Origin of the sequence: Actinopolymorpha pittospori (assembly GCF_014873875.1) — a bacterium.
In the GTDB taxonomy this organism is placed as follows: Bacteria; Actinomycetota; Actinomycetes; order Propionibacteriales; family Actinopolymorphaceae; genus Actinopolymorpha; species Actinopolymorpha pittospori.
Genome location: NZ_JADBEM010000001.1, coordinates 9,533,354 through 9,551,484 on the forward strand (window position 1 = coordinate 9,533,354; position 18,131 = coordinate 9,551,484).

At 70.4% G+C, this 18,131-nt stretch carries 15 protein-coding genes and 1 riboswitch; of the genes, 4 read left to right on the forward strand and 11 right to left on the reverse strand.

All coding sequences use genetic code 11. The annotated features are described in order from the left end of the window. Positions 1-100 precede the first annotated feature (100 nt). Positions 101-3,151: a tetratricopeptide repeat protein gene (locus HEB94_RS44125; protein WP_192755360.1), complete on the reverse strand. Its 3,051-nt coding sequence runs from the start codon at positions 3,149-3,151 to the stop codon at positions 101-103. 390 nt (positions 3,152-3,541) lie between these two features. After that, positions 3,542-3,638, forward strand: a riboswitch (ZMP/ZTP riboswitch). 21 nt (positions 3,639-3,659) lie between these two features. Here HEB94_RS44125 and HEB94_RS44130 point away from each other — a divergent pair. The 3 genes from HEB94_RS44130 to HEB94_RS44140 all read left to right on the forward strand — a co-directional run bounded on the left by HEB94_RS44130 (position 3,660) and on the right by HEB94_RS44140 (position 8,236). After that, positions 3,660-5,111 carry a glycine hydroxymethyltransferase gene (locus HEB94_RS44130; protein WP_192755361.1) on the forward strand — a complete coding sequence of 484 codons (1,452 nt, stop codon included), beginning with the start codon at positions 3,660-3,662 and terminating at the stop codon, positions 5,109-5,111. Between the two features lie 126 nt (positions 5,112-5,237). Further along, on the forward strand, positions 5,238-7,760 hold the full coding sequence (locus HEB94_RS44135; protein ID WP_192755362.1) for a DEAD/DEAH box helicase: 2,523 nt from the start codon (positions 5,238-5,240) through the stop codon (positions 7,758-7,760). 170 nt (positions 7,761-7,930) lie between these two features. Further along, the gene (locus tag HEB94_RS44140) at positions 7,931-8,236 is read left to right on the forward strand and encodes a hypothetical protein (RefSeq protein WP_192755363.1); all 306 of its coding nucleotides are present in this window, start codon (positions 7,931-7,933) and stop codon (positions 8,234-8,236) included. Positions 8,237-8,238: 2 nt separating this feature from the next. Here the strand turns inward: HEB94_RS44140 and HEB94_RS51820 are convergent, their stop codons facing one another. Then, positions 8,239-9,354 carry a DUF2267 domain-containing protein gene (locus HEB94_RS51820; RefSeq protein ID WP_192755364.1) on the reverse strand — a complete coding sequence of 372 codons (1,116 nt, stop codon included), beginning with the start codon at positions 9,352-9,354 and terminating at the stop codon, positions 8,239-8,241. Positions 9,355-9,562: 208 nt separating this feature from the next. Here HEB94_RS51820 and HEB94_RS44150 point away from each other — a divergent pair, with 208 nt between their 5' ends. Continuing rightward, a complete protein-coding gene (locus HEB94_RS44150; RefSeq protein ID WP_192755365.1) occupies positions 9,563-10,600 on the forward strand; it encodes a hypothetical protein in 1,038 nt (345 codons plus the stop codon). Positions 10,601-10,630: 30 nt separating this feature from the next. Here the strand turns inward: HEB94_RS44150 and HEB94_RS44155 are convergent, their stop codons facing one another. From HEB94_RS44155 to HEB94_RS44195, 9 genes are all read right to left on the reverse strand, one after another. Next, entirely contained in the window at positions 10,631-11,137 is a 507-nt protein-coding gene (locus tag HEB94_RS44155) for an Ohr family peroxiredoxin (protein WP_202896866.1), read from the reverse strand. Positions 11,138-11,165: 28 nt separating this feature from the next. Continuing rightward, the gene (locus tag HEB94_RS49855; protein WP_202896867.1) at positions 11,166-11,909 is read right to left on the reverse strand and encodes a sigma-70 family RNA polymerase sigma factor family protein; all 744 of its coding nucleotides are present in this window, start codon (positions 11,907-11,909) and stop codon (positions 11,166-11,168) included. Positions 11,910-12,022: 113 nt separating this feature from the next. After that, on the reverse strand, positions 12,023-12,940 hold the full coding sequence (locus tag HEB94_RS44165) for an RNA polymerase sigma-70 factor (RefSeq protein ID WP_192755366.1): 918 nt from the start codon (positions 12,938-12,940) through the stop codon (positions 12,023-12,025). 93 nt (positions 12,941-13,033) lie between these two features. Then, a complete protein-coding gene (locus tag HEB94_RS44170) occupies positions 13,034-13,753 on the reverse strand; it encodes an alpha/beta fold hydrolase (protein ID WP_202896868.1) in 720 nt (239 codons plus the stop codon). Positions 13,754-13,805: 52 nt separating this feature from the next. After that, on the reverse strand, positions 13,806-15,590 hold the full coding sequence (locus tag HEB94_RS44175; protein ID WP_192755367.1) for a ferritin-like domain-containing protein: 1,785 nt from the start codon (positions 15,588-15,590) through the stop codon (positions 13,806-13,808). 65 nt (positions 15,591-15,655) lie between these two features. After that, complete coding sequence (locus tag HEB94_RS44180) at positions 15,656-15,883, reverse strand: hypothetical protein (RefSeq protein WP_192755368.1); 228 nt, start codon at positions 15,881-15,883, stop codon at positions 15,656-15,658. Positions 15,884-15,938: 55 nt separating this feature from the next. Continuing rightward, complete coding sequence (locus HEB94_RS44185; protein ID WP_192755369.1) at positions 15,939-16,136, reverse strand: hypothetical protein; 198 nt, start codon at positions 16,134-16,136, stop codon at positions 15,939-15,941. Between the two features lie 202 nt (positions 16,137-16,338). Beyond that, complete coding sequence (locus tag HEB94_RS44190; RefSeq protein ID WP_192755370.1) at positions 16,339-17,094, reverse strand: SDR family oxidoreductase; 756 nt, start codon at positions 17,092-17,094, stop codon at positions 16,339-16,341. Between the two features lie 164 nt (positions 17,095-17,258). Next, the gene (locus HEB94_RS44195) at positions 17,259-18,077 is read right to left on the reverse strand and encodes a universal stress protein (RefSeq protein WP_192755371.1); all 819 of its coding nucleotides are present in this window, start codon (positions 18,075-18,077) and stop codon (positions 17,259-17,261) included. Positions 18,078-18,131: the final 54 nt, after the last annotated feature.

Consider the following 18,131-nt stretch of genomic DNA (forward strand, 5'->3'; position numbering starts at 1 on the left):
GGCCCGCGCGAACGCGCCACGCTCGCGCAGGCCGACAACTGTCCGGCAAGCTCCCGACCCCGCTCCCTACCCCGACGGCCGGCGACCTGGTGCGGTCGCGTCAGGTCCGGCCGTTCGGGCCGTCGTCGAGGTCCTCGCCCAGGCTCTCGTCGAGTTCCTCTCCGCCGCTGCTGCGCGCGGCGATGGCCGCCTGCTCCTGCCGCGGTCCGGGCAGCGCCAGCCGGGACGTCGGCTTCGCGCTCACCGCACCGCCCTGGCCGGCCACCAGCACCCGCAGGCTCTCCGCGGTCACCGGTGCGATGTCGACGAACCCCGCGTCGATCGCGAGGTGGAACGCCGCCCGCGCACCGGCCACCTCACCCTGCTGGCGCAGCAGGGAGCCGAGGTTGACGGCGGCGACCGACACCACCTCGGCGTGCCCGGAGTCCACCGCCAACTGGTACGCGGCTCGCGCACCGGGCACGTCGCCCTGCTCGTCCAGCAGCAACCCGAGGTTCAGCGCCGCCATCGGTGCCACGTCGGCGTGCCCGGAGTCCACCGCCAACTGGTACGCGGCCCGCGCACCCGCGACATCGGACTCCTCCGTCAGCAGCACACCCAGGTTGTTCGCCGCCATCGGTGAGACGTCCGGGTGGTCGGACTCGACGGCCCGTTCGTAGGCCGCGCGCGCACCGGCGACATCGGACTCCTCCGTCAGCAGCACACCCAGGTTGTTCGCCGCCATCGGCGCCACTTCCGGGTGCCCGGAGTCGACTGCTCGCTGGAACGCCGTCTCCGCGCCGACCAGGTCCCCCTGGTCCTTCAGCAGTGAGCCGCGGTACAGCGCGGCCATCGGCACCACGTCGACGTCGCCCGAGTCGACCGCCCGCTGGTAGGCCGCCTCGGCTCCGGTCAGGTCACCCTGGTCCTTCAGCAGCATCCCGAGGTTCAGGGCGGCGACCGGAGTGACGCTCACGTCGCCGGAGTCCATCGCCCGCTGGTAGGCCGCCTTCGCGCCCGACATGTCACCCTGCTCACGCAGCAGCGAACCCAGGTTCAGCGCCGCGACCGGCACCACCTCGGAGTGCCCGGAGTCGACCGCCTTCTGGTAGGCCGTCTTCGCGCCCGACATGTCACCCTGTTCACGCAGCAGCGAACCCAGGTTCAGCGCCGCGACCGGCACCACTTCGCGGTGTCCGGAGTCGATCGCCTTCTGGTAGGCCGACTCGGCGCCGGCGACGTCGCCCTGGTCCTTGAGCAGCATCCCGAGGTTGAGTGCCGCCGGAGGTACGACGTCGGTGTGCCCCGACTCGACGGCCCGTTGCCACGCCGCCCGCGCGCCGGACACGTCGCCCTGTTCACGCAGCAGCGAACCCAGCTCGTTCGCGACCCGCGGAACGACGTCGGGGTGCCCGGACTCCATCGCCCGCTGGTAGGCCATCCGCGCACCGTTGAGGTCGTGCTGCTCACGCAGCAGCGTCCCGAGGTTGTTCGCGGCACGCGGCATGACGTCGGGGTGCGCGGAGTCGATCGCGCGTTGGAACGCCGTCCGCGCGCCGGGCACGTCGCCCTGCTCACGCAACAGCAGACCGAGGTTGTTCGCCGCGCGCGGCGCCTCCCCCGCGTGGTCGGCATCCAGGACCTTGCGGAACGCCATCTCGGCGGCCGCGGAGTTGTCGCGCAGGCTGGCCCCGATACCGATGTTGAACGCGTCGTCGGCCGGAACGGCAGCGAGCAGTTCCTGCCACATCGCCTCGAACACCGGCCGCGCCTCGTGGCCGTGCCGGCCCTCCTCGACCGCGATGACGTAGTCGAGCACCTCCAGGCCGGCACCGTCCTCGGTGTGGCTCAGCAGCGCCACCTCCGACGACGCGGCCTCGGTCGCCCAGGAGAGGCCCTCCTCGAACAGCCTGGTGGTCGGATCCAGGTCGATGCGGACCCGCCGCAGGTACAGCGGGTAGAGGCCACGCAGTTCGGCATCGGTGAGTGGACGGTTCAGACCGGCCCGGCGTGCGTCCACCGCCGCCTGGACGATCGTGTACCCGGCCGGCTCCTGGTCCTTGCCGGCCTGGAACTTCGCGATCAGCTGGTCACCGCTGACGACCGCCTCGCCGATGCTCGCGCTGATGTGCATCTGCGGGTACAGCTGTTCGGCCTCGGCGCGTTCGCGCACGGTCAGCTCGAAGTCGAGTGGCACCTTCGTGGCCCGCCGCAGGGCCGCCTTCGCGGTCGCCGCGACGTCGCCACCGCTGGACAGGATCTGGTCCCAGCGCTCGTCGGTGATGGTGGCGATCAGCAGGGCCCGCTCCGACGCCCGGTCGAGGGCGTCGGCGGACAGGTGCGTGAGGTCGGCGGCCGTCACGTCGTCCAGCCACACCACCCACGGCTGTCGTTCGTGCGCCAGCGCGCCGTCGTCCCGCAGCAGCTCGGCGACCTCCTCGCCGCTGGCCGGGATGAGGACACCGGGATCCCGGCCACCAAGAACCGATCGCGCCGCCTCCACGACGGTGCGCGACTTGCCGGCCTTGGCCGGACCGACGACGACCACGAACGGGAACGGCGCGCTGTCGGCGTTCAGCAGCGCGGCGAGGCGACCATCGGCGGCCGGTCGGCGCACGTAGGGCGCCTGACCGCGCGAGGTGTACATCGTCTGGGTCGGCCCCAACTGGGCGTTGGTGAGGTCGGACAGCCGGGGCAGCTTGCGCTCCGGGACCCGCGGCTGCTGCTGCTGCCTCCGACCGGACTCACGTCGGCGTTGCTTGGGCCGCGTCTGCTCCTCCCACGGCTTGGTCGCCGGCGGGCCTGCACCGACCGCTGGTGCTTCGGGTCGCTGCTCGCCCCAGGGAGCGTTGCGTTCCTCCCAGGGCTCGGCCCCGGGACGTTGCTGCTCCTCTTCCTCCTGCCAGGGCTCGCCCGCATCGTCCCAGCCGCCGCCCTCTTGCCAGGATCCACCAGGCTCGTCACCCTCCGCCGTCGGCGGCGGCGCCTTCTTCGCGGCGGCCTTCTCGGCGCGGGCGGCGCGCATCTCCTCAGGTTCTGTCAGGCGCCCCACGCCGGCCACCACGAAAGCGGCCACCGCAAGAAAGAACATGCCGCCCACCATCGCCCGTTGCGTACCGGCCGTGATGGTCTCGGTCAATGCCCCCAGAACCAGCAGAACGAGGCCACTCATGCCCAGCGAGCGGACCCAGGTCCGCCCGCGAGGCGCGTCCGGCTTCACCGAGTCTTCTTGCTCCCCGGCCACAAACTCACCCCCCGGCGCTCCCTCGCTCGGGCCGGCGCCCCGCAGCTGGCCTACCGCCTCTGACCTGCGGAAACAGTCGATCCCGGGGGACGTCTCTGAGACATCCCTCATCCCAGTGTCTACAGAAGAGGGCAGGTGAGGGCGCAAACGCCGGAGAGGGCCTCACACAGGTGGGGGCGCGCCGCGCGATCGGTCCGGCCCGCCCTGGTTGGCGCGGGGCTGACCGGCGATGGGGTGGCGTGTCCCACCTCGGTGCCGATCCGGGCGGACGCGCCCAGGAGGTCCTGCCGGTCGGGTCCGGGCGCGCACGGTAGCCTCGTGCCGGGCCGTGACTGGCGCGTTGGGATGGGATCGACCATCAGGAAGCGGCCCCGTCCGTCCGCGAGACGTCGTGCCGTGCGCCTGGGCCCCTTCCCGCACGCCCACAGGAGGTCCCATGAGCGCTACGTCATCGCAGGTCAACAGTGAGTCGACGGCCTACCGCAGTGCCCTGCAGGTGATCGCGGGCGTCGAGCCCAGGGTCGCCGCCGCCATCGGCGCCGAGCTCGCCGACCAGCGCGAGTCCCTCAAGCTGATCGCCAGCGAGAACTACGCCTCCCCCGCCGTACTCCTCGCGATGGGCAACTGGTTCAGCGACAAGTACGCCGAGGGCACCATCGGACGCCGCTTCTACGCCGGCTGCCGCAACGTCGACACCGTGGAGGCGCTGGCGGCCGAGCACGCCCGCGAACTCTTCGGCGCACCGCACGCCTACGTCCAGCCGCACTCCGGCATCGACGCCAACCTGGTCGCGTTCTGGGCGGTGCTCGCCCACCGGATCGAGGCGCCCGCCCTGGAGCGTGCGAAGGCGCGCCAGGTCAACGACCTCAGCGAGCAGGACTGGTTCGAGCTGCGGCGGGAGCTCGGCAACCAGCGGATGCTCGGCATGTCCCTGGACGCCGGTGGCCACCTCACGCACGGCTTCCGCCCCAACATCTCGGGCAAGATGTTCGACCAGCGCAGCTACGGGACCGACCCGGAGACTGGCCTGCTCGACTACGACGCCGTCCGTCGTACGGCCCAGGAGTTCCGGCCGCTCATCCTGGTCGCGGGCTACTCCGCCTACCCCCGGCTGATCAACTTCCGGATCATGCGGGAGATCGCCGACGAGGTGGGTGCGACGTTCATGGTCGACATGGCGCACTTCGCCGGGCTGGTCGCCGGCAAGGTGCTGACCGGCGACTTCGACCCGGTCCCGCACGCCCACATCGTCACCACCACGACCCACAAGTCGCTGCGTGGCCCGCGCGGCGGCATGGTCCTGTGCCACGAGGACCTCGCCGAGCAGGTCGACCGCGGCTGCCCGATGGTCCTCGGTGGGCCGCTGCCACACGTCATGGCCGCGAAGGCGGTCGCGCTCGCCGAGGCCCGGCAGCCGGAGTTCGCCGACTACGCCCAGCGCATCGTCGACAACGCCCAGGCCCTGGCCGAGGGGCTGAACAAGCGCGGCGCCACGCTCGTGACCGGCGGAACCGACAACCACCTGGTCCTCCTCGACGTCTCGGGCTACGGCCTCACCGGCCGACAAGCCGAGGCCGCGCTCCTCGACGGGGGCATCGTCACCAACCGCAACTCCGTCCCACAGGACCCGAACGGCGCGTGGTACACCTCGGGGATCCGGCTGGGTACGCCCGCGCTCACCACCCGCGGTCTCGGCGTCGCCGAGATGGACGAGGTGGCCGCGCTGATCGACGCCGTGCTCCGCGAGACCAAGCCGGGCGTGACCGCACAGGGCAAGGCCTCCAAGGCGCAGCACGTCCTAGACGAGTCGGTCGCCTCCCGGGTGGCCGCGCAGGCGGCCGACCTGCTGGCCAACCACCCGCTCTACCCCTCGATCGACCTCGGCTGACCCGATCCGGCAGCGGGCCCGCCGATCCAGTCGGCGGGCCCGCTGCCGTTCTCGTATCGTCGGTGTCCGGCCACGGACCCGGCTCAGGTGGGCAGCGTGGGCGGCATAGGGCACGATGGAGCGGCCATGACCCTCGCACACCAGTCGCCAGAGCTGCCCTCGACCGCCGACACCGACCCCGACTCCCTCTTCGACACCTTCGCCGGTTGGGCGAAAGAGCGCGGTTTCACCCTCTATCCCCACCAGGAAGAGGCGCTGATCGAGATCGTGTCGGGCGCCAACGTGATCCTCAGTACGCCGACCGGTTCCGGCAAGAGTCTCGTCGCCGCCGGTGCGCACTTCACCGCGGTCGCGCAGGGCCTGCGTACCTTCTACACCGCTCCGATCAAGGCCCTCGTGTCGGAGAAGTTCTTCGCCCTCTGCGAGATGTTCGGCCCCGCCCGGGTCGGCATGATGACCGGCGACGCGAGCGTCAACGCCGACGCCCCGATCATCTGCTGTACGGCGGAGATCCTCGCCAACGTCGCCCTGCGCGACGGCGCGCGGGCCGACGTCGGTCAGGTGGTCATGGACGAGTTCCACTTCTACGCCGAGCCCGACCGCGGCTGGGCGTGGCAGGTGCCGCTGCTCGAACTCCCGCACGCACAGTTCCTGCTGATGTCGGCGACCCTCGGGGACGTCAGCAGGTTCGAGGAGGATCTCACCCGGCGTACCGGTCGACCCACCACCCTCGTGCATGCCCTGGAGCGCCCCGTCCCCCTGGTGTTCTCCTACGTCACCACCCCGCTGCACGAGACGCTGGAGGAACTCCTCAGCACGCACCAGGCTCCGGTCTACGTCGTGCACTTCACCCAGGCGGCGGCCCTCGAACGCGCGCAGGCCCTGATGAGCGTCAACGTCTGCTCGCGCGCCGAGAAGGACGCCATCGCCGACCTCATCGGCAACTTCCGGTTCACCGCCGGCTTCGGTCGTACGTTGTCCCGGCTGGTCCGCCACGGCATCGGCGTCCACCACGCCGGCATGCTGCCCCGCTACCGGCGGCTGGTCGAGACCCTCGCCCAGGCCGGCCTGCTCAAGGTCATCTGCGGCACCGACACGCTCGGCGTCGGCATCAACGTCCCGATCCGCACGGTGCTGTTCACCGGCCTGTCGAAGTACGACGGCATCAAGACCCGGCTGCTCAAGGCACGCGAGTTCCACCAGATCGCCGGCCGCGCCGGGCGGGCCGGCTACGACACCATCGGCACCGTGGTGGTCCAGGCGCCCGAGCACGTCGTCGAGAACGAGAAGGCGCTGGCCAAGGCAGGTGACGACCCGAAGAAGCGGCGCCGGGTCGTGCGCAAGAAGCCGCCGGAGGGCACGATCGGCTGGGGCCGGCCCACCTACGAGCGGCTCATCGAGGCCGAGCCGGAGCCGCTGACGTCGAGCTTCGCGGTCAGCCACGCCATGCTGCTCAACGTCATCGGCCGTCCCGGCGACGCGTTCGCCGCGATGCGTCACCTCCTCACCGACAACCACGAGGAACCCGCCGCGCAGCGCCGGCACATCCGGCGCGCCATCGCGATCTACCGCGCGCTCCTGGCCGGCGGCGTCGTCGAACGGCTCGCCGAGCCCGACGAGGAGGGCCGCCTCGTCCGGCTCACCGTCGACCTCCAGTTCGACTTCGCGCTGAACCAGCCCCTGTCGCCGTTCGCCCTCGCCGCGATCGAGCTGCTCGACCGGGAGTCACCGACGTACGCGCTCGACGTCCTGTCGATCATCGAGTCCACCCTCGACGATCCGCGGCAGGTCCTGTCCGCGCAGCAGTTCAAGGCCCGCGGCGAGGCGGTCGCGGCGATGAAGGCGGAGGGCATCGAGTACGACGAACGGATGGAGCTGCTGGAGGAGGTGACCCACCCCAAGCCGCTGGAGGAGCTCCTCGAGGCCGCCTACGACATGTACCGGCGGGGGCATCCGTGGGTCGCCGACCACGAGCTGTCCCCGAAGTCGGTCGTGCGCGACATGTACGAGCGGGCGATGACGTTCGTGGAGTACGTCGGGCTCTACGGTCTGACCCGCTCCGAAGGGCTGGTGCTGCGCTATCTCGCCGACGCCTACAAGGCGCTGCGGCAGACGGTCCCCGAGGACGCCCGGACCGAGGAGCTCGTCGACCTCACCGAATGGCTCGGCGAGCTGGTCCGCCAGGTCGACTCCAGCCTGCTCGACGAGTGGGAGCGACTGCGCAACCCGACCGACGAGGCCGATCCGGCGGCGGCTCTCAAGCCCGCGCCGCTGCGGACGCTGACCTCCAACACCCGGGCGTTCCGAGTGCTGGTGCGCAACGCGCTCTTCCGCCGGGTCGAGCTCGCCGCCCTGCGCCGCTACGACCAACTCGGCGAACTCGACGCCGCGGCCGGCTGGGACGCCGACAGGTGGGCGGAGGCCCTGGGCCGGTACTTCCAGGAGTACGACGCCATCGGCACCGGTCCCGACGCGCGGGGTCCGGCGCTGCTGATGATCGATGAGCAGCCGGACCGGTGGGTCGTGCGCCAGATCTTCGCCGACCCCGAGGACGACCACGACTGGGGCATCAGCGCGGAGGTCGACCTGGCCGCCTCCGACGAGGAGGGCACCGCCGTGGTCCGGGTCGTGGCGGTCGGCCCCGTCTGAGCGCCATGTCCGGTTTGTTTTTGTGCTCCGGCCTGTCCGGCCTGTCCGGCCCGATTCGCGGAACCCGTCCAGCTGATCTTCCTCGCGCGCGACGATGGGAGCGGCGCGCCTGAGGGCTCGGATCCCAGACGCCTCGACCACTTTCCGCAGGGCATGGGGGGACGGGAGTCATGGCCAGCAAGCAGGGTCACACCACGCACCAGAGGCACGACCACGTGCACGGCGAGGGCTGCGGCCACGTCGCCATTCCGCACCAGAACCACGTGGACTACGCCCACGACGGTCACCTGCACGTCATGCACGAAGGGCACAGCGACGAGTGCACCATGTCAGAGCACCACGAGCACAGCGGTGACCACGCACACCAACACGGCGAGGGGTGTGGCCACGTCGGCGTGCCCCACGGGGACCACGTCGACTACGTCCACGACGGCCACCGCCACGCGGCGCACGGCGGCCACTGGGACGACCACTGACCTCAGGGCAGGACGGCCTCGAGATCGTTGGGCAGGGCGGACTTCACGTCGGCCCACTCGCCGTCGGTGATGTGCTGACGCAGTGCGGCCATCACCCGGTACGCCAGCTGGTCCATCCCCCCGTCGATGTCGAATCGGAACTCCTCCTGGATCCGGTTCAGGAACTCCTGGCGGCTCATCTTGACCGGTACCCTGCTCGGCTCCCAGCCCTCGTAGTACATGCCTCGGACGAGCATCGGCAGTTGGGCGCCCAACTGTGCGGCCTCCTGGACGCTCAGCCGGTCGCGTAGTGCGTGCAGAGTCGCTCGAAGCGCCGCACAGGACTGGTTCCGGCGTTCCTTGGGCCAGCCGTAGTCGTGCTCGATCTCCCGGAGGACATGGTTGGTCTTGTCCACGGTCGTGTTGAAGGACGAGTAACCCGTCTCGGCCATGACCTTGCTCCTTTCGCTGGTGGCGCGTACCGGGCCCCTGCTCGGCGTCGCGGCGCGGACCAGCGCACGCACCTCCTCATCGCTCACCTGCTCGAAGTTCTGGTACGACTCACCGACGGCGAAGAAGGGCGACGGCGTCCGCACGCAGCGAAGCTCGTCCACCCGATGGGCGAGTTCCTCACAGACCGAGGCGGGCCCGGTCGGCACGGCCACCACCACCCGGGCCGGACCGAGTTGGCGCGCGGCATGGATCGCGGCACGCATGCTGGCCCCCGTCGCGAGCCCGTCGTCGACGAGAATGACGGTTCTGCCCGTCAGGTCGGGAATGGGGCGACCATCACGGTAGAGCTGGTCCCGGCGGCGCAGTTCTGCCCGCTCCCGCTCGGCGACCTCGGAGACGACGCGACCGGACACGCCGAGGGCCCGCAGGATGTCGTCGTTCAGGACGACCACGTGTCCGAAGGCGACCGCGCCCATCGCGAGTTCCTCCCGGCCCGGAACCCCGAGCTTGCGGACCAGGAAGACGTCCATTGGAGCCCCGATGGCCTGGGCCACCTCGTGGGCCACCGGCACGCCGCCGCGCGGCAGACCCAGCACGATGACGTCGGTCCGGTCACGGTAGTGACAGAGGAGTCCGGCGAGAGCCCGGCCGGCCGCTCTCCGGTCCTGAAAGAGGCGATCTCCCATGCCTGCCTCCTGCTTCGTCGCGCAGGCGGCGCCCCCGACCGCCGCCCTGCACACGACGGCGTCAGCGGCGTTTCTTCGAGCCTACTCACACCCGCGGCCGGTGTGGTCCAGGACATTTGTCATGCCTGCGTGCGATCGGATGGCATCCGCCCGAAGCGGTCGCGACGCCGAGGCTGAGTCTCGTCACGGACGACTCGCGGAGGTCCTCATGCGACGCATCGCCCCAGCCATCGGCCTGTTCTTCCTCGCCCCGCTCATCGCGGAGTTCCTGCTGGGCAATCTCCCCGTCAGTCTGCTGTTCGCCCTGATGATCCTGGCGCCGCTGTACGGTGCCGGCGCGCTGTTGATCAGGGAGGTGGTCCGTCGAACCGGGCGAGGCTGGCCGAGCATCATCGTGCTCGGGTTGGCCTACGCCGTCTTCGAGGAAGGCGTCACCACCCAGTCGCTGTTCAACCCGAACTACGCCAACGCCCACCTGCTCGACCATGGCTACGTGCCGGCACTCGGCCTGTCCGTTCCGTGGACGTTGGGCGTACTGGCCCTCCATGCGGTGTGGAGCATCGGGGTTCCGATCGGACTCACCGAGTCGCTCGTGCTCGACCGCCCACGCACGCCGTGGCTCGGCAAGCTCGGCTTGACAGTCACCGCGGTCCTCTTCGCGTTGGGCTCGGTGGCAACCACCGCGATGCAGCTCTACCAGGACGACTTCGTGGCGTCGGTGCCGCAGTTCGTGGGGGTCGCCGTCGCGATCGTGGTGTTCGTGGCGGTGGCCATGACGTTCCGGCCGGCCGCGCGCCAGGTCGACAGCGTCAACAGGGTCGACAGCAACGCCATCAGGGTCGTCACCTCCCGCACGGCGCCGAACCCGTGGTGGGTGGGGGCGTTCGCGTTCGTCACCGGCACCGCGTTCCGCCTGCTTCCGGACGGGATCCCGGCCTGGCTGAACGTGGCGGGACTTCTCGTCCTCGCCGCGATCGTGATCGCGGTCGTGCGCCACTGGTCGCACCAGACGGGCTGGGGTGATTCGCACCGGTTCGCACTCGTCGCCGGCGCGATGGTCTGCTACGCGGTGCACTCCTTCATCGAGACACCCGTCATGCCGGTGTCACCGGCGATCGACCACACCGGTGACGTCGTCTTCTCCCTGGCCGCACTCGTCACCCTCGCGCTCACCGCTCGCCGACTGCGTCGACACGCCGCCGCGTCGACGGTCGAGGAGGCCGGCGTCGCACCAGCACGCCGCTGACCGACCGGCGCGGTCCGTCGGTCGCGGGGGTCATGGGGCGAGGTTGATGGTGGCGGGGATGCCCTGGCGGGTCATCTTGGCGTAGGGGCACAGCGCGGTCGCCTGGGCGAGCAGCGGGGCGGCCGTATCCTGTTCGACTCCGGGCCAGGTCACGACAAGGTCGGCACGGAGCTGGTAGCCGCCGTCGGCGGGGTCGCGGCCGAAGGTGACGCTCGCCTCGACCGTGATCGGTCCGGGGTCGAGAAGGTGCTGGCGGGCCACCAGGCTGAGGGCGCCGTGGAAGGAGGCGGCGTAGGCGGCGGCGAAGAGCTGTTCGGGGTTCGGGGCGGTGGCGTCGCCGCCGAGTTCCGCGGGCATCCGCAGCTCGAGGTCGAGGGCGCCGTCGGAGGAGCGGGCCCGGCCGGTGGCCCGGCCGTGGGCGGAGCTGCCGCCCTCCACGGTGACGCGCGTGACGTAGAGCGGTCTAAACGCGGTGCCGCTGTCGTCATGGTCCGTGGACAGGATCGGGTCGTTCACCGGTACGCCTTCCAGCGGCACGCGAGGAGCCTGTGGTGGGGCACTCTGGTCATGGGCGGTGCCAGCGCCGCAACTTGTCGGGATTCAGCACGATCCACACGGCGGTGACCTCGGCTCCGGCGACGCTCGCGCTGATCACCGCCACGGCCCGGCCCGACCGGCGCAGCACCAGCCCCGCGCGACCGTTCACGGCCTCCAGGGTGACGTCGGTGCAGGGCCGGCCGGTCAACAGGGCCGTGACGAAGCGGGCCACCGCGTCCGCGCCGTAGGTCGGGCGTACGGCGGCGCGCAGTTTGCCGCCACCGTCGCTCACGACCATCGCGTCCGTGGCCAGGACCGCCCGCAGTGCCTCGGTGTCCCCCGTCTCGCAGGCCGCGGCGAACCGGCGGGCGACATGGTCGTGTCTGACGATCGCCTGGCTGAACCTGACCGGGTGCTGGGTCAGGTCGGTGCCGGGCTGGGGCCGGCGTACCGGAGCGCTGGGGGTGTGGACGTGGATGGGGGCGGCCAGCAGGTCCAGGCAGATGCTTCCGGCGGTCCGCGTCAGCCAGGCGCGCGGCACCGCGATGCCGGCGCGCTCCTCGTCGTCGAGGGCGTACCAGCGGCGATAGGTCTCGTCGACGATGCGGTCCGCGGTGACTTCGGAACCGAACATCCACAAGGCGATCTCGACCAGGTGCTGACGTTCGTCGAGCATCTCCGCCAGCGACTCGGCGGCCACGTCGGTCATGTCCTGCCGCCCTCGCAGTCGGGAAAGCACGCCGGGTAGCGGCGTGGCCTCTCCTTTGTCCATGCCGTGGGGGTGCCGGCGTGGCCGCCGGCCAACGACGTTGTCGGCACGATGTCCTCGGTTCCTTCGGTGTCCGCAGGTAGGACGGGTCAGCCCGTCGGGTTGTGACACCGCGTTCAGACGAGCTGGCTTCCCCGTGAGCGTGAGCGTTCGAACGCGTCCAGTTTGGCCGGGTTGACGATCCACATGACGTGATGGATGCCCTCTGGGGATCCCTCGATGGTGAGCATCGTGACGCCGGAGCGACCACGGGGCACGAGCACGCCGGCGCGCCCGTTCACCTCGAGCCAGGTGAACTCGGCGCCCGGCCAGAACCGGGGTGCGAACGCGGCCAGGAACCTCGCCACCCGGTTGGTGCCCAGCAGGGGGAACCGCGCCGCCCCTCGGATGCCGCCGCCGTCGGAGGAGCTGACGACGTCGGCGGCGAAGAGATCTTCGAGAGCGCCGATGTTCCCGGTCTGGGCAGCGTCGAGGAATGCCTCCAGCAGCTGCCGGTGTTCGCTCTTGTCGATGGGCTCGCGTCGTACGGCACTGAGGTGTTTACGGGCGCGGCTCACGAGCTGGCGAGCGTTGACCGGGCTGAGCTGGAGGATCTCCGCTATCTGTGGGTAGGGGTAGACGAACGCCTCGCGCAGGACGTACGCGGCGCGCTCGGTGGGAGTGAGTCTTTCGAGCAGGAGCAGGAAGGCGAGTTCGAGGTCCTCGCCGCGTTCGGCTCCCACCGCAGGGTCGATGCTGGTGTCGATGGGTTCGGGCAGCCACGGCCCGATGTAGGACTCGCGGCGGGCGCGGGCGGACTGAGCGACGTTGATCGCCAGCCGGGTGGTGATCAACGCCAAGAAGGCCGACGGGTTCTCGATGGTCGCGCGGTCGGTGTTCTGCCAGCGCACCCAGACCTCCTGCAGGATGTCCTCGGCTTCGGCCGCGCTGCCGAGCATGCGGTACGCGATGCCGAACAGGCGCGGCCGTAGCTCGACGAACGCGTTCGCGGCCTGCTCGAGTACGTTCGCCTCTTCCGCGGATTCCGTCTGCATGTCTTTTCCACGCCTCCGCTGGTGTGGAATCAACCTATCCACATCGATTCGGGCGCCGGCGAAGGGCCTTCGCCGCCCGCCGGACCGGCGTCGTCAGTCGCGGAGATGGCGGACGGCCTCGAGGATGGTGTCGGCCACGGCGTCGGGCTGGGACGCCGCCAACGCGTGTGAGGCGCCGGGGATCTCCCTGGTTCCGCGTGCGGAGGCGCGCTCGGCCATGAACCGTGCCGCCGCGGCCGGGATGTTGAGGTCGCCCTCGCCGAAGACGAACCAGGACGGCGTGGTGCGCCATCCCGGCTCGGTCGCCGCCAGCCCTTCGGTCAGTGCCCGTTCGGTCACCGGACGCTGCGTCGCGGCCATCAGGGCGGCCTCGCCGGCGTCGAGATCGGCGCAGAACTGGTGGTGGAACCGGTCCTCGGCGATGCGGAACTCGGTGCCGCCGGTGGCGACCGGGTAGGTGACCAGCGCGCCGCCGAGAGTGCTGCCTTCGAACTTGCCGGACAGCAGCAGTGCGCTCTCGCCGGGTTCAGGGGCGAAGGCGGCGACGTAGACCAGGGCACGCACGGCCGGATTCCCGGCCGCCGCCTGGGTGATCACCATGCCGCCGTAGGAGTGGCCGACCAGGATGACCGGGCGGCCGATGCCGGCGATCACGTCGCGTAGGTAGGTGGCGTCGCCCTCGACGCTGCGCAGCGGGTTCGCGGCGGCGACAGCGGTCAACGCATGGCTGTGCAGGCGTGGGAGGACGCGGTTCCAGCTGGCCGATTCGGCGAAGGCGCCGTGGACCAGGACGATGACGGGCTGGTCGTTCATCAGAAGGCCTTTCCGGTGTTCGGAGCCTGGTGAGCCTGGCAGGTGTGCCGGGTCATGGTGTTCTTCCTTCCTGGCCGGGTGTTTCCTCGCGGAAGCCGATCTCTCGGTGGGTTCCGTCGCACAGCGGCTTGTTGCCGGAGTGGCCGCAGCGGCACAGCGTCATCCGGTTGCGGGTCTCCAGCGGTTCACCGTCGGCCCGCAGGACCGGCACTCCACCGGTGACCCACAGTGCGCTGGCCAGGCCGTCCTCCTCCGCCAGGACCGAGATGGCCCGCGGAAGATCGGGTTCGATCGTGTCGCCGCCACGTTCGAGGGCGTAGCTGTAGGAGCCGGAGGGGCAGTGGTCGATGCGGCCCATGACGGTGGAGCGCACGTCGCTGTCGCCGGTGTCGGCGAGCATCTCGGCGATCGGCCTAGTGCGTCCGATGCAGAAGGCGGCGTGGATACACAACTCCCCCACCCGTTGCGCCGAGATCCTCACCCCGTCGTGCACATGCTGCAGTTCCTCGTACGGCCGCACCCCCGCGGTTTCCGTGCCGTCGAACCCGATCACGGCGTGGGTGCCGTCGCAGAACGGCTTGGAGCCGGAGTGACCGCAACGGCACAGCGCATAGGTGTCCTCGGTCTCCAGGGGCTCGCTGGTCTGCCAGGTCAGCGCGTCCTTCTCCGCGGAGACGATCTTGCGCTTACGTCTGAGTGGGAGGCCGCCGTACACGAGGTACGGGCCGTCGCGCAGGACGACGACCCGCTGCCGGTCGCCGACGCTCCACCGGCGCTGTTCGGGTGCCACGTAGTCGAAGGTGGGTCCGGCCGTGGTGCCGTCCTGGTCGGGCATCCTCATCAGGGACTGGGCCTGGGCCTTGAGCGCGTACATCGTGCCGGTGGCGACCGCGAGCAGCCTCGGGCTGCCGTTGAACGCCTGCTCGAGCAGGTGCAGGACGGCACTGTAGGTGTGGTTGAACTCTTCCTGGGCGGTGCGGATCGCGCTGCCTGGAGCGTGGTCGACCAGTCGTGGGTTGCGCCGCATCGGGAGCACGCCGGCCAGGTCCACCGAGATCGGCTCGCCGGTGGGCCCGGACTGCGGGGTGTCGCCGCGCTGGTAGCGCCGGCCGACCTTCAGCTCCTGGAACCGGTAGTAGTGCGCGACCTCGTCCCGTTCGGGGTGGAAGACGTCCTGGTCGCCGTCCCAGACCCCGCCGCGGGCCGTGCCCTCGCCCTGCTCGACGATCTCCTCCAGCGCCGCCAGCGCGGACTCCAGTCTGTCGACGGCGACCAGTCGCCCGGCGGTGTGCCGGAAGTGACCCGCGTTGATCTGGCGGGCCGGGTCGCCGCTGAAGACCGCCTGCTCGCCGAGCCGGTCGCACAGCAGGCGCAGTCCTTCCTCGATGGCGGCGTAGAACTGCCCGATCGTCTCGTAGTCCTCACCCTCCGCCGCGGCGCCGGGAGGGGCCGGCTGCTCGATCCGCAGGAACATCTCGAGTGCTTCCGCCCCGAACGGGACGAGCGACAGTTCCAGCGAACGGTCCCCGTGCGGCAGGGGTCGGGGATGGGGCGGAAGCATCCGCGGGGTGTCGAGGCGTGGCCGTCCGCCGACGGCGTTGAGCAGGTTCGCGGCCAGCGCGAGGTGCAACATCTCCTCGACGAAGACGCTGCCCACCACCTCGACGGCTTCGGGGTTTCGCTTCGGATCCAGCGAGTACAGCGCGCAGAGGTACGGCGGCAGGGTCGCGTGTTCCAGTTCGATCGCCCACTGCAGGTGTTCGCGAAGGCTCTCGAGCGTGTCGATCCGCGCCGTCGAGCCCGCGGTGGCGGACTCCTGGGTTTCCAGGTGTTTCATGGGTGTCATGCCTCGGCTGTCGGAAGGGGCGGTCTTCACCGCAGGCAAAGGGACCCGGGTGCTCTTCACGTGCAGTGATCGCCCGGCCGGGACTCGCCCTCCAGGGTCTCGACCGCGTCGAGCAGACCCCGCAGGACGACCTCCTCGCGTTCGACGTCGGTCGGGTCGAACAGCCACTCGGTGACCGGAAGCGTGATCTCCTCTTCCGGGCGGCTCGCCTCGGCCTCGGTGAGTTCGACCTCGACCTCGGCCCTGAGCTCGTACAGGAACTCGTTCTCGCCGTTTGCGCTCATGTTTCCTCCATACGTGGCGTGGGTGGATGTTCGGAGGGCCGGCTGACCGCGTGGATCAGCCGTACGGTGATCTGGTCGGCGGCGAACCGGTGGGTGAAGCGCTCACCCTGGTGGGCGGCCAACGTCGCGCGGCCGGACTCGCGCTGCCACGGCAGGTGGCCGGGATGGCGTGCTGCCGTCCGAGTTGCTCGATGACGTCGGCGGTCCAACCCGCGACATCATCGAACTCGGCGACCATCGCCAACGCGGTCAACGGAGAAACTCCTGTCCAGTCATGGGAGCCTGGGCCCACGCGCCGGCCACCTGTCGTCGTCGTGGTCCGCGGAGATGGTGCGCGGAGATGGCGTGCGGATGAGGTGCGGAGCCCGCTCAGGACGGGCATGGGGCTCGGACAACCCGCTCCGGCCGACCTTCGAACTCGAAGCACATCTCACCCTCCAGTGCGGAGCCGGGATCTACTTACCGGTCGCGTTCTGGACGAGCCAGTCGCGGTAGCGGATCGTGCCGAGGGCCGCGCCGTCGCCCGGAACCAGCGTCCGCTCGCCCGGCACGCTGCCGTAGTAGAGCGCGTGCGGGTCGGCGACCACCTCGCGCGGATCGCCCCAGGCAGCAAGGGCGTTCCGGAAGAACTCGTCCATCTGGAACTGCTCCGGCCCACCGATCTCGGTCCGGCCGTTCAGCGGCGAGCCCACCGCGACCCGACCGACCGCCAGGGCGACGTCCTCGCCCGCGATGGGCTGGTAGCGCACGGGCGCGATCCGCACCGTGGTGCCGTTCGTGGCCTCGTCGGCGATGCTCCGGGTGAACTCGAAGAACTGCGTCGCGTGCACGATCGAGAACGGGACTGACGACTTCTCGATCAACTCCTCCTGCGCGACCTTCGCCCGGAAGTAGTCGTTGTCGGGCATCTTCTCCGTTCCCACGATCGACAGCGCGACGTGGTGACCGACGCCGGCCGCCTCCTCCGCGGCGAGCAGGTTGCCGGTGGAGGTCTGGAAGAACTTCATGACGGCGTCGCGCTCGAACGACGGGGAGTTGGCGACGTCAACGACCACCTGTGCGCCCTTCAGCACCTCCGCCAGGCCTTCGCCGGTGAGGGTGTTGACGCCGGTGTTCGGCGCCGCTGCCACCGCCTCGTGGCCAGCCCTACCGAGATTCGCCACGACCTTCGACCCGATCAGGCCGGTTCCGCCGATAACCACGATCTTCATGTCAAGCCTTCCTTGCTTGTCGAGGTGCTTGTGATGTGTGCCCGGGACTTGTTGTCAGCCGGTCGTCAGCTAAGACAGGACAGAGCCGGAAACTGTGACAACCATCGAGGAAGTTCTTGTGCGGCCGCGGCGAACCAGTCGTCGGTCCACCCGAGCTGATCGGTTTACCGCTGGACCGGAATGACCGCCACCGGGCAGCTGGCGTGGTGCAGGACGTTCTGGCTGACCGAGTGATGGATCAGCGCGCTGATCTCGTTGTGGTGGTGAGAACCGACAACGAGCAGGGACGCCCGGGACGCCGCGTGCATCAGCGTCTTGCCTGGTTGGCCGATGAGAGACTCCTGGTCGATCCTGACGCCGGGGAAGCGTTCACGCCACCGGGCCAGGTCGCTCTCGGGCAGGGGCGAACTCTCGCCGGCTGATCCTTCCGCGCTGACATGCGCGAGTACCACCGGACTCGCCGTCCGGGCGGCGTGCGCGAGCGCGAAGGCGAGGAGGTCGTCGCTTTCGCCGGGGTCGGCGATGCCCACCACGACCGGTCCACGTGCCACGACAGGCCCGCGCACGATGACGACCGGGCAGGCGGCCTTGGTCCCGAGGCGGGTGCCGACCGATCCCAGCAGCAGGCTCGCGACCTCGCCGAGCCCGCGACTGCCCACGACGAGGAGTTCGGCTTCACGAGAGTGCTGCAGCAGGACGGGCACGGGCTCGGTGTGCGGCAGGGCGGTGGTCACCACCTCGATGTCGGGTGCGACCGCCTGTGCGCGAGCCAGCGCGGTCGCCATGGTGCTTTCGGCGGCGTGCCAGAGGTCGTCCTCCGGAGGCGCGGCCGGTGCGAGTGCGAGGGCTGCTCCCACGAGGGGGGAGCTGAAGGCATGCAGGATCTGGAGCGGTTGCCGGCGGCGTTGGGCCTCACCTGCGGCCCACTCCACGGCCCGCAGGCTCTCCTCGGAGCCGTCCACGCCCACGACGACAGGGCTCATCATTGTTGTCCTTTCACGAGAGGGTGGCGGTCGCGCCGCCCGCGGTAGACCGGG

Excerpts from the sequence above, each read along its gene's own strand:
- HEB94_RS44135 (WP_192755362.1), top strand. The coding sequence starts at position 5,238 with ATGACCCTCGCACACCAGTCGCCAGAGCTGCCCTCGACCGCCGACACC.
- HEB94_RS44130 (WP_192755361.1), top strand. The coding sequence starts at position 3,660 with ATGAGCGCTACGTCATCGCAGGTCAACAGTGAGTCGACGGCCTACCGC.
- HEB94_RS44165 (WP_192755366.1), bottom strand. The coding sequence starts at position 12,940 with ATGCAGACGGAATCCGCGGAAGAGGCGAACGTACTCGAGCAGGCCGCG.
- HEB94_RS49855 (WP_202896867.1), bottom strand. The coding sequence starts at position 11,909 with ATGGACAAAGGAGAGGCCACGCCGCTACCCGGCGTGCTTTCCCGACTG.
- HEB94_RS44195 (WP_192755371.1), bottom strand. The coding sequence starts at position 18,077 with ATGAGCCCTGTCGTCGTGGGCGTGGACGGCTCCGAGGAGAGCCTGCGG.
- HEB94_RS44140 (WP_192755363.1), top strand. The coding sequence starts at position 7,931 with ATGGCCAGCAAGCAGGGTCACACCACGCACCAGAGGCACGACCACGTG.
- HEB94_RS44170 (WP_202896868.1), bottom strand. The coding sequence starts at position 13,753 with ATGAACGACCAGCCCGTCATCGTCCTGGTCCACGGCGCCTTCGCCGAA.
- HEB94_RS44125 (WP_192755360.1), bottom strand. The coding sequence starts at position 3,151 with ATGAGTGGCCTCGTTCTGCTGGTTCTGGGGGCATTGACCGAGACCATC.
- HEB94_RS51820 (WP_192755364.1), bottom strand. The coding sequence starts at position 9,354 with ATGGGAGATCGCCTCTTTCAGGACCGGAGAGCGGCCGGCCGGGCTCTC.
- HEB94_RS44150 (WP_192755365.1), top strand. The coding sequence starts at position 9,563 with ATGCGACGCATCGCCCCAGCCATCGGCCTGTTCTTCCTCGCCCCGCTC.
- HEB94_RS44180 (WP_192755368.1), bottom strand. The coding sequence starts at position 15,883 with ATGAGCGCAAACGGCGAGAACGAGTTCCTGTACGAGCTCAGGGCCGAG.
- HEB94_RS44175 (WP_192755367.1), bottom strand. The coding sequence starts at position 15,590 with ATGAAACACCTGGAAACCCAGGAGTCCGCCACCGCGGGCTCGACGGCG.
- HEB94_RS44190 (WP_192755370.1), bottom strand. The coding sequence starts at position 17,094 with ATGAAGATCGTGGTTATCGGCGGAACCGGCCTGATCGGGTCGAAGGTC.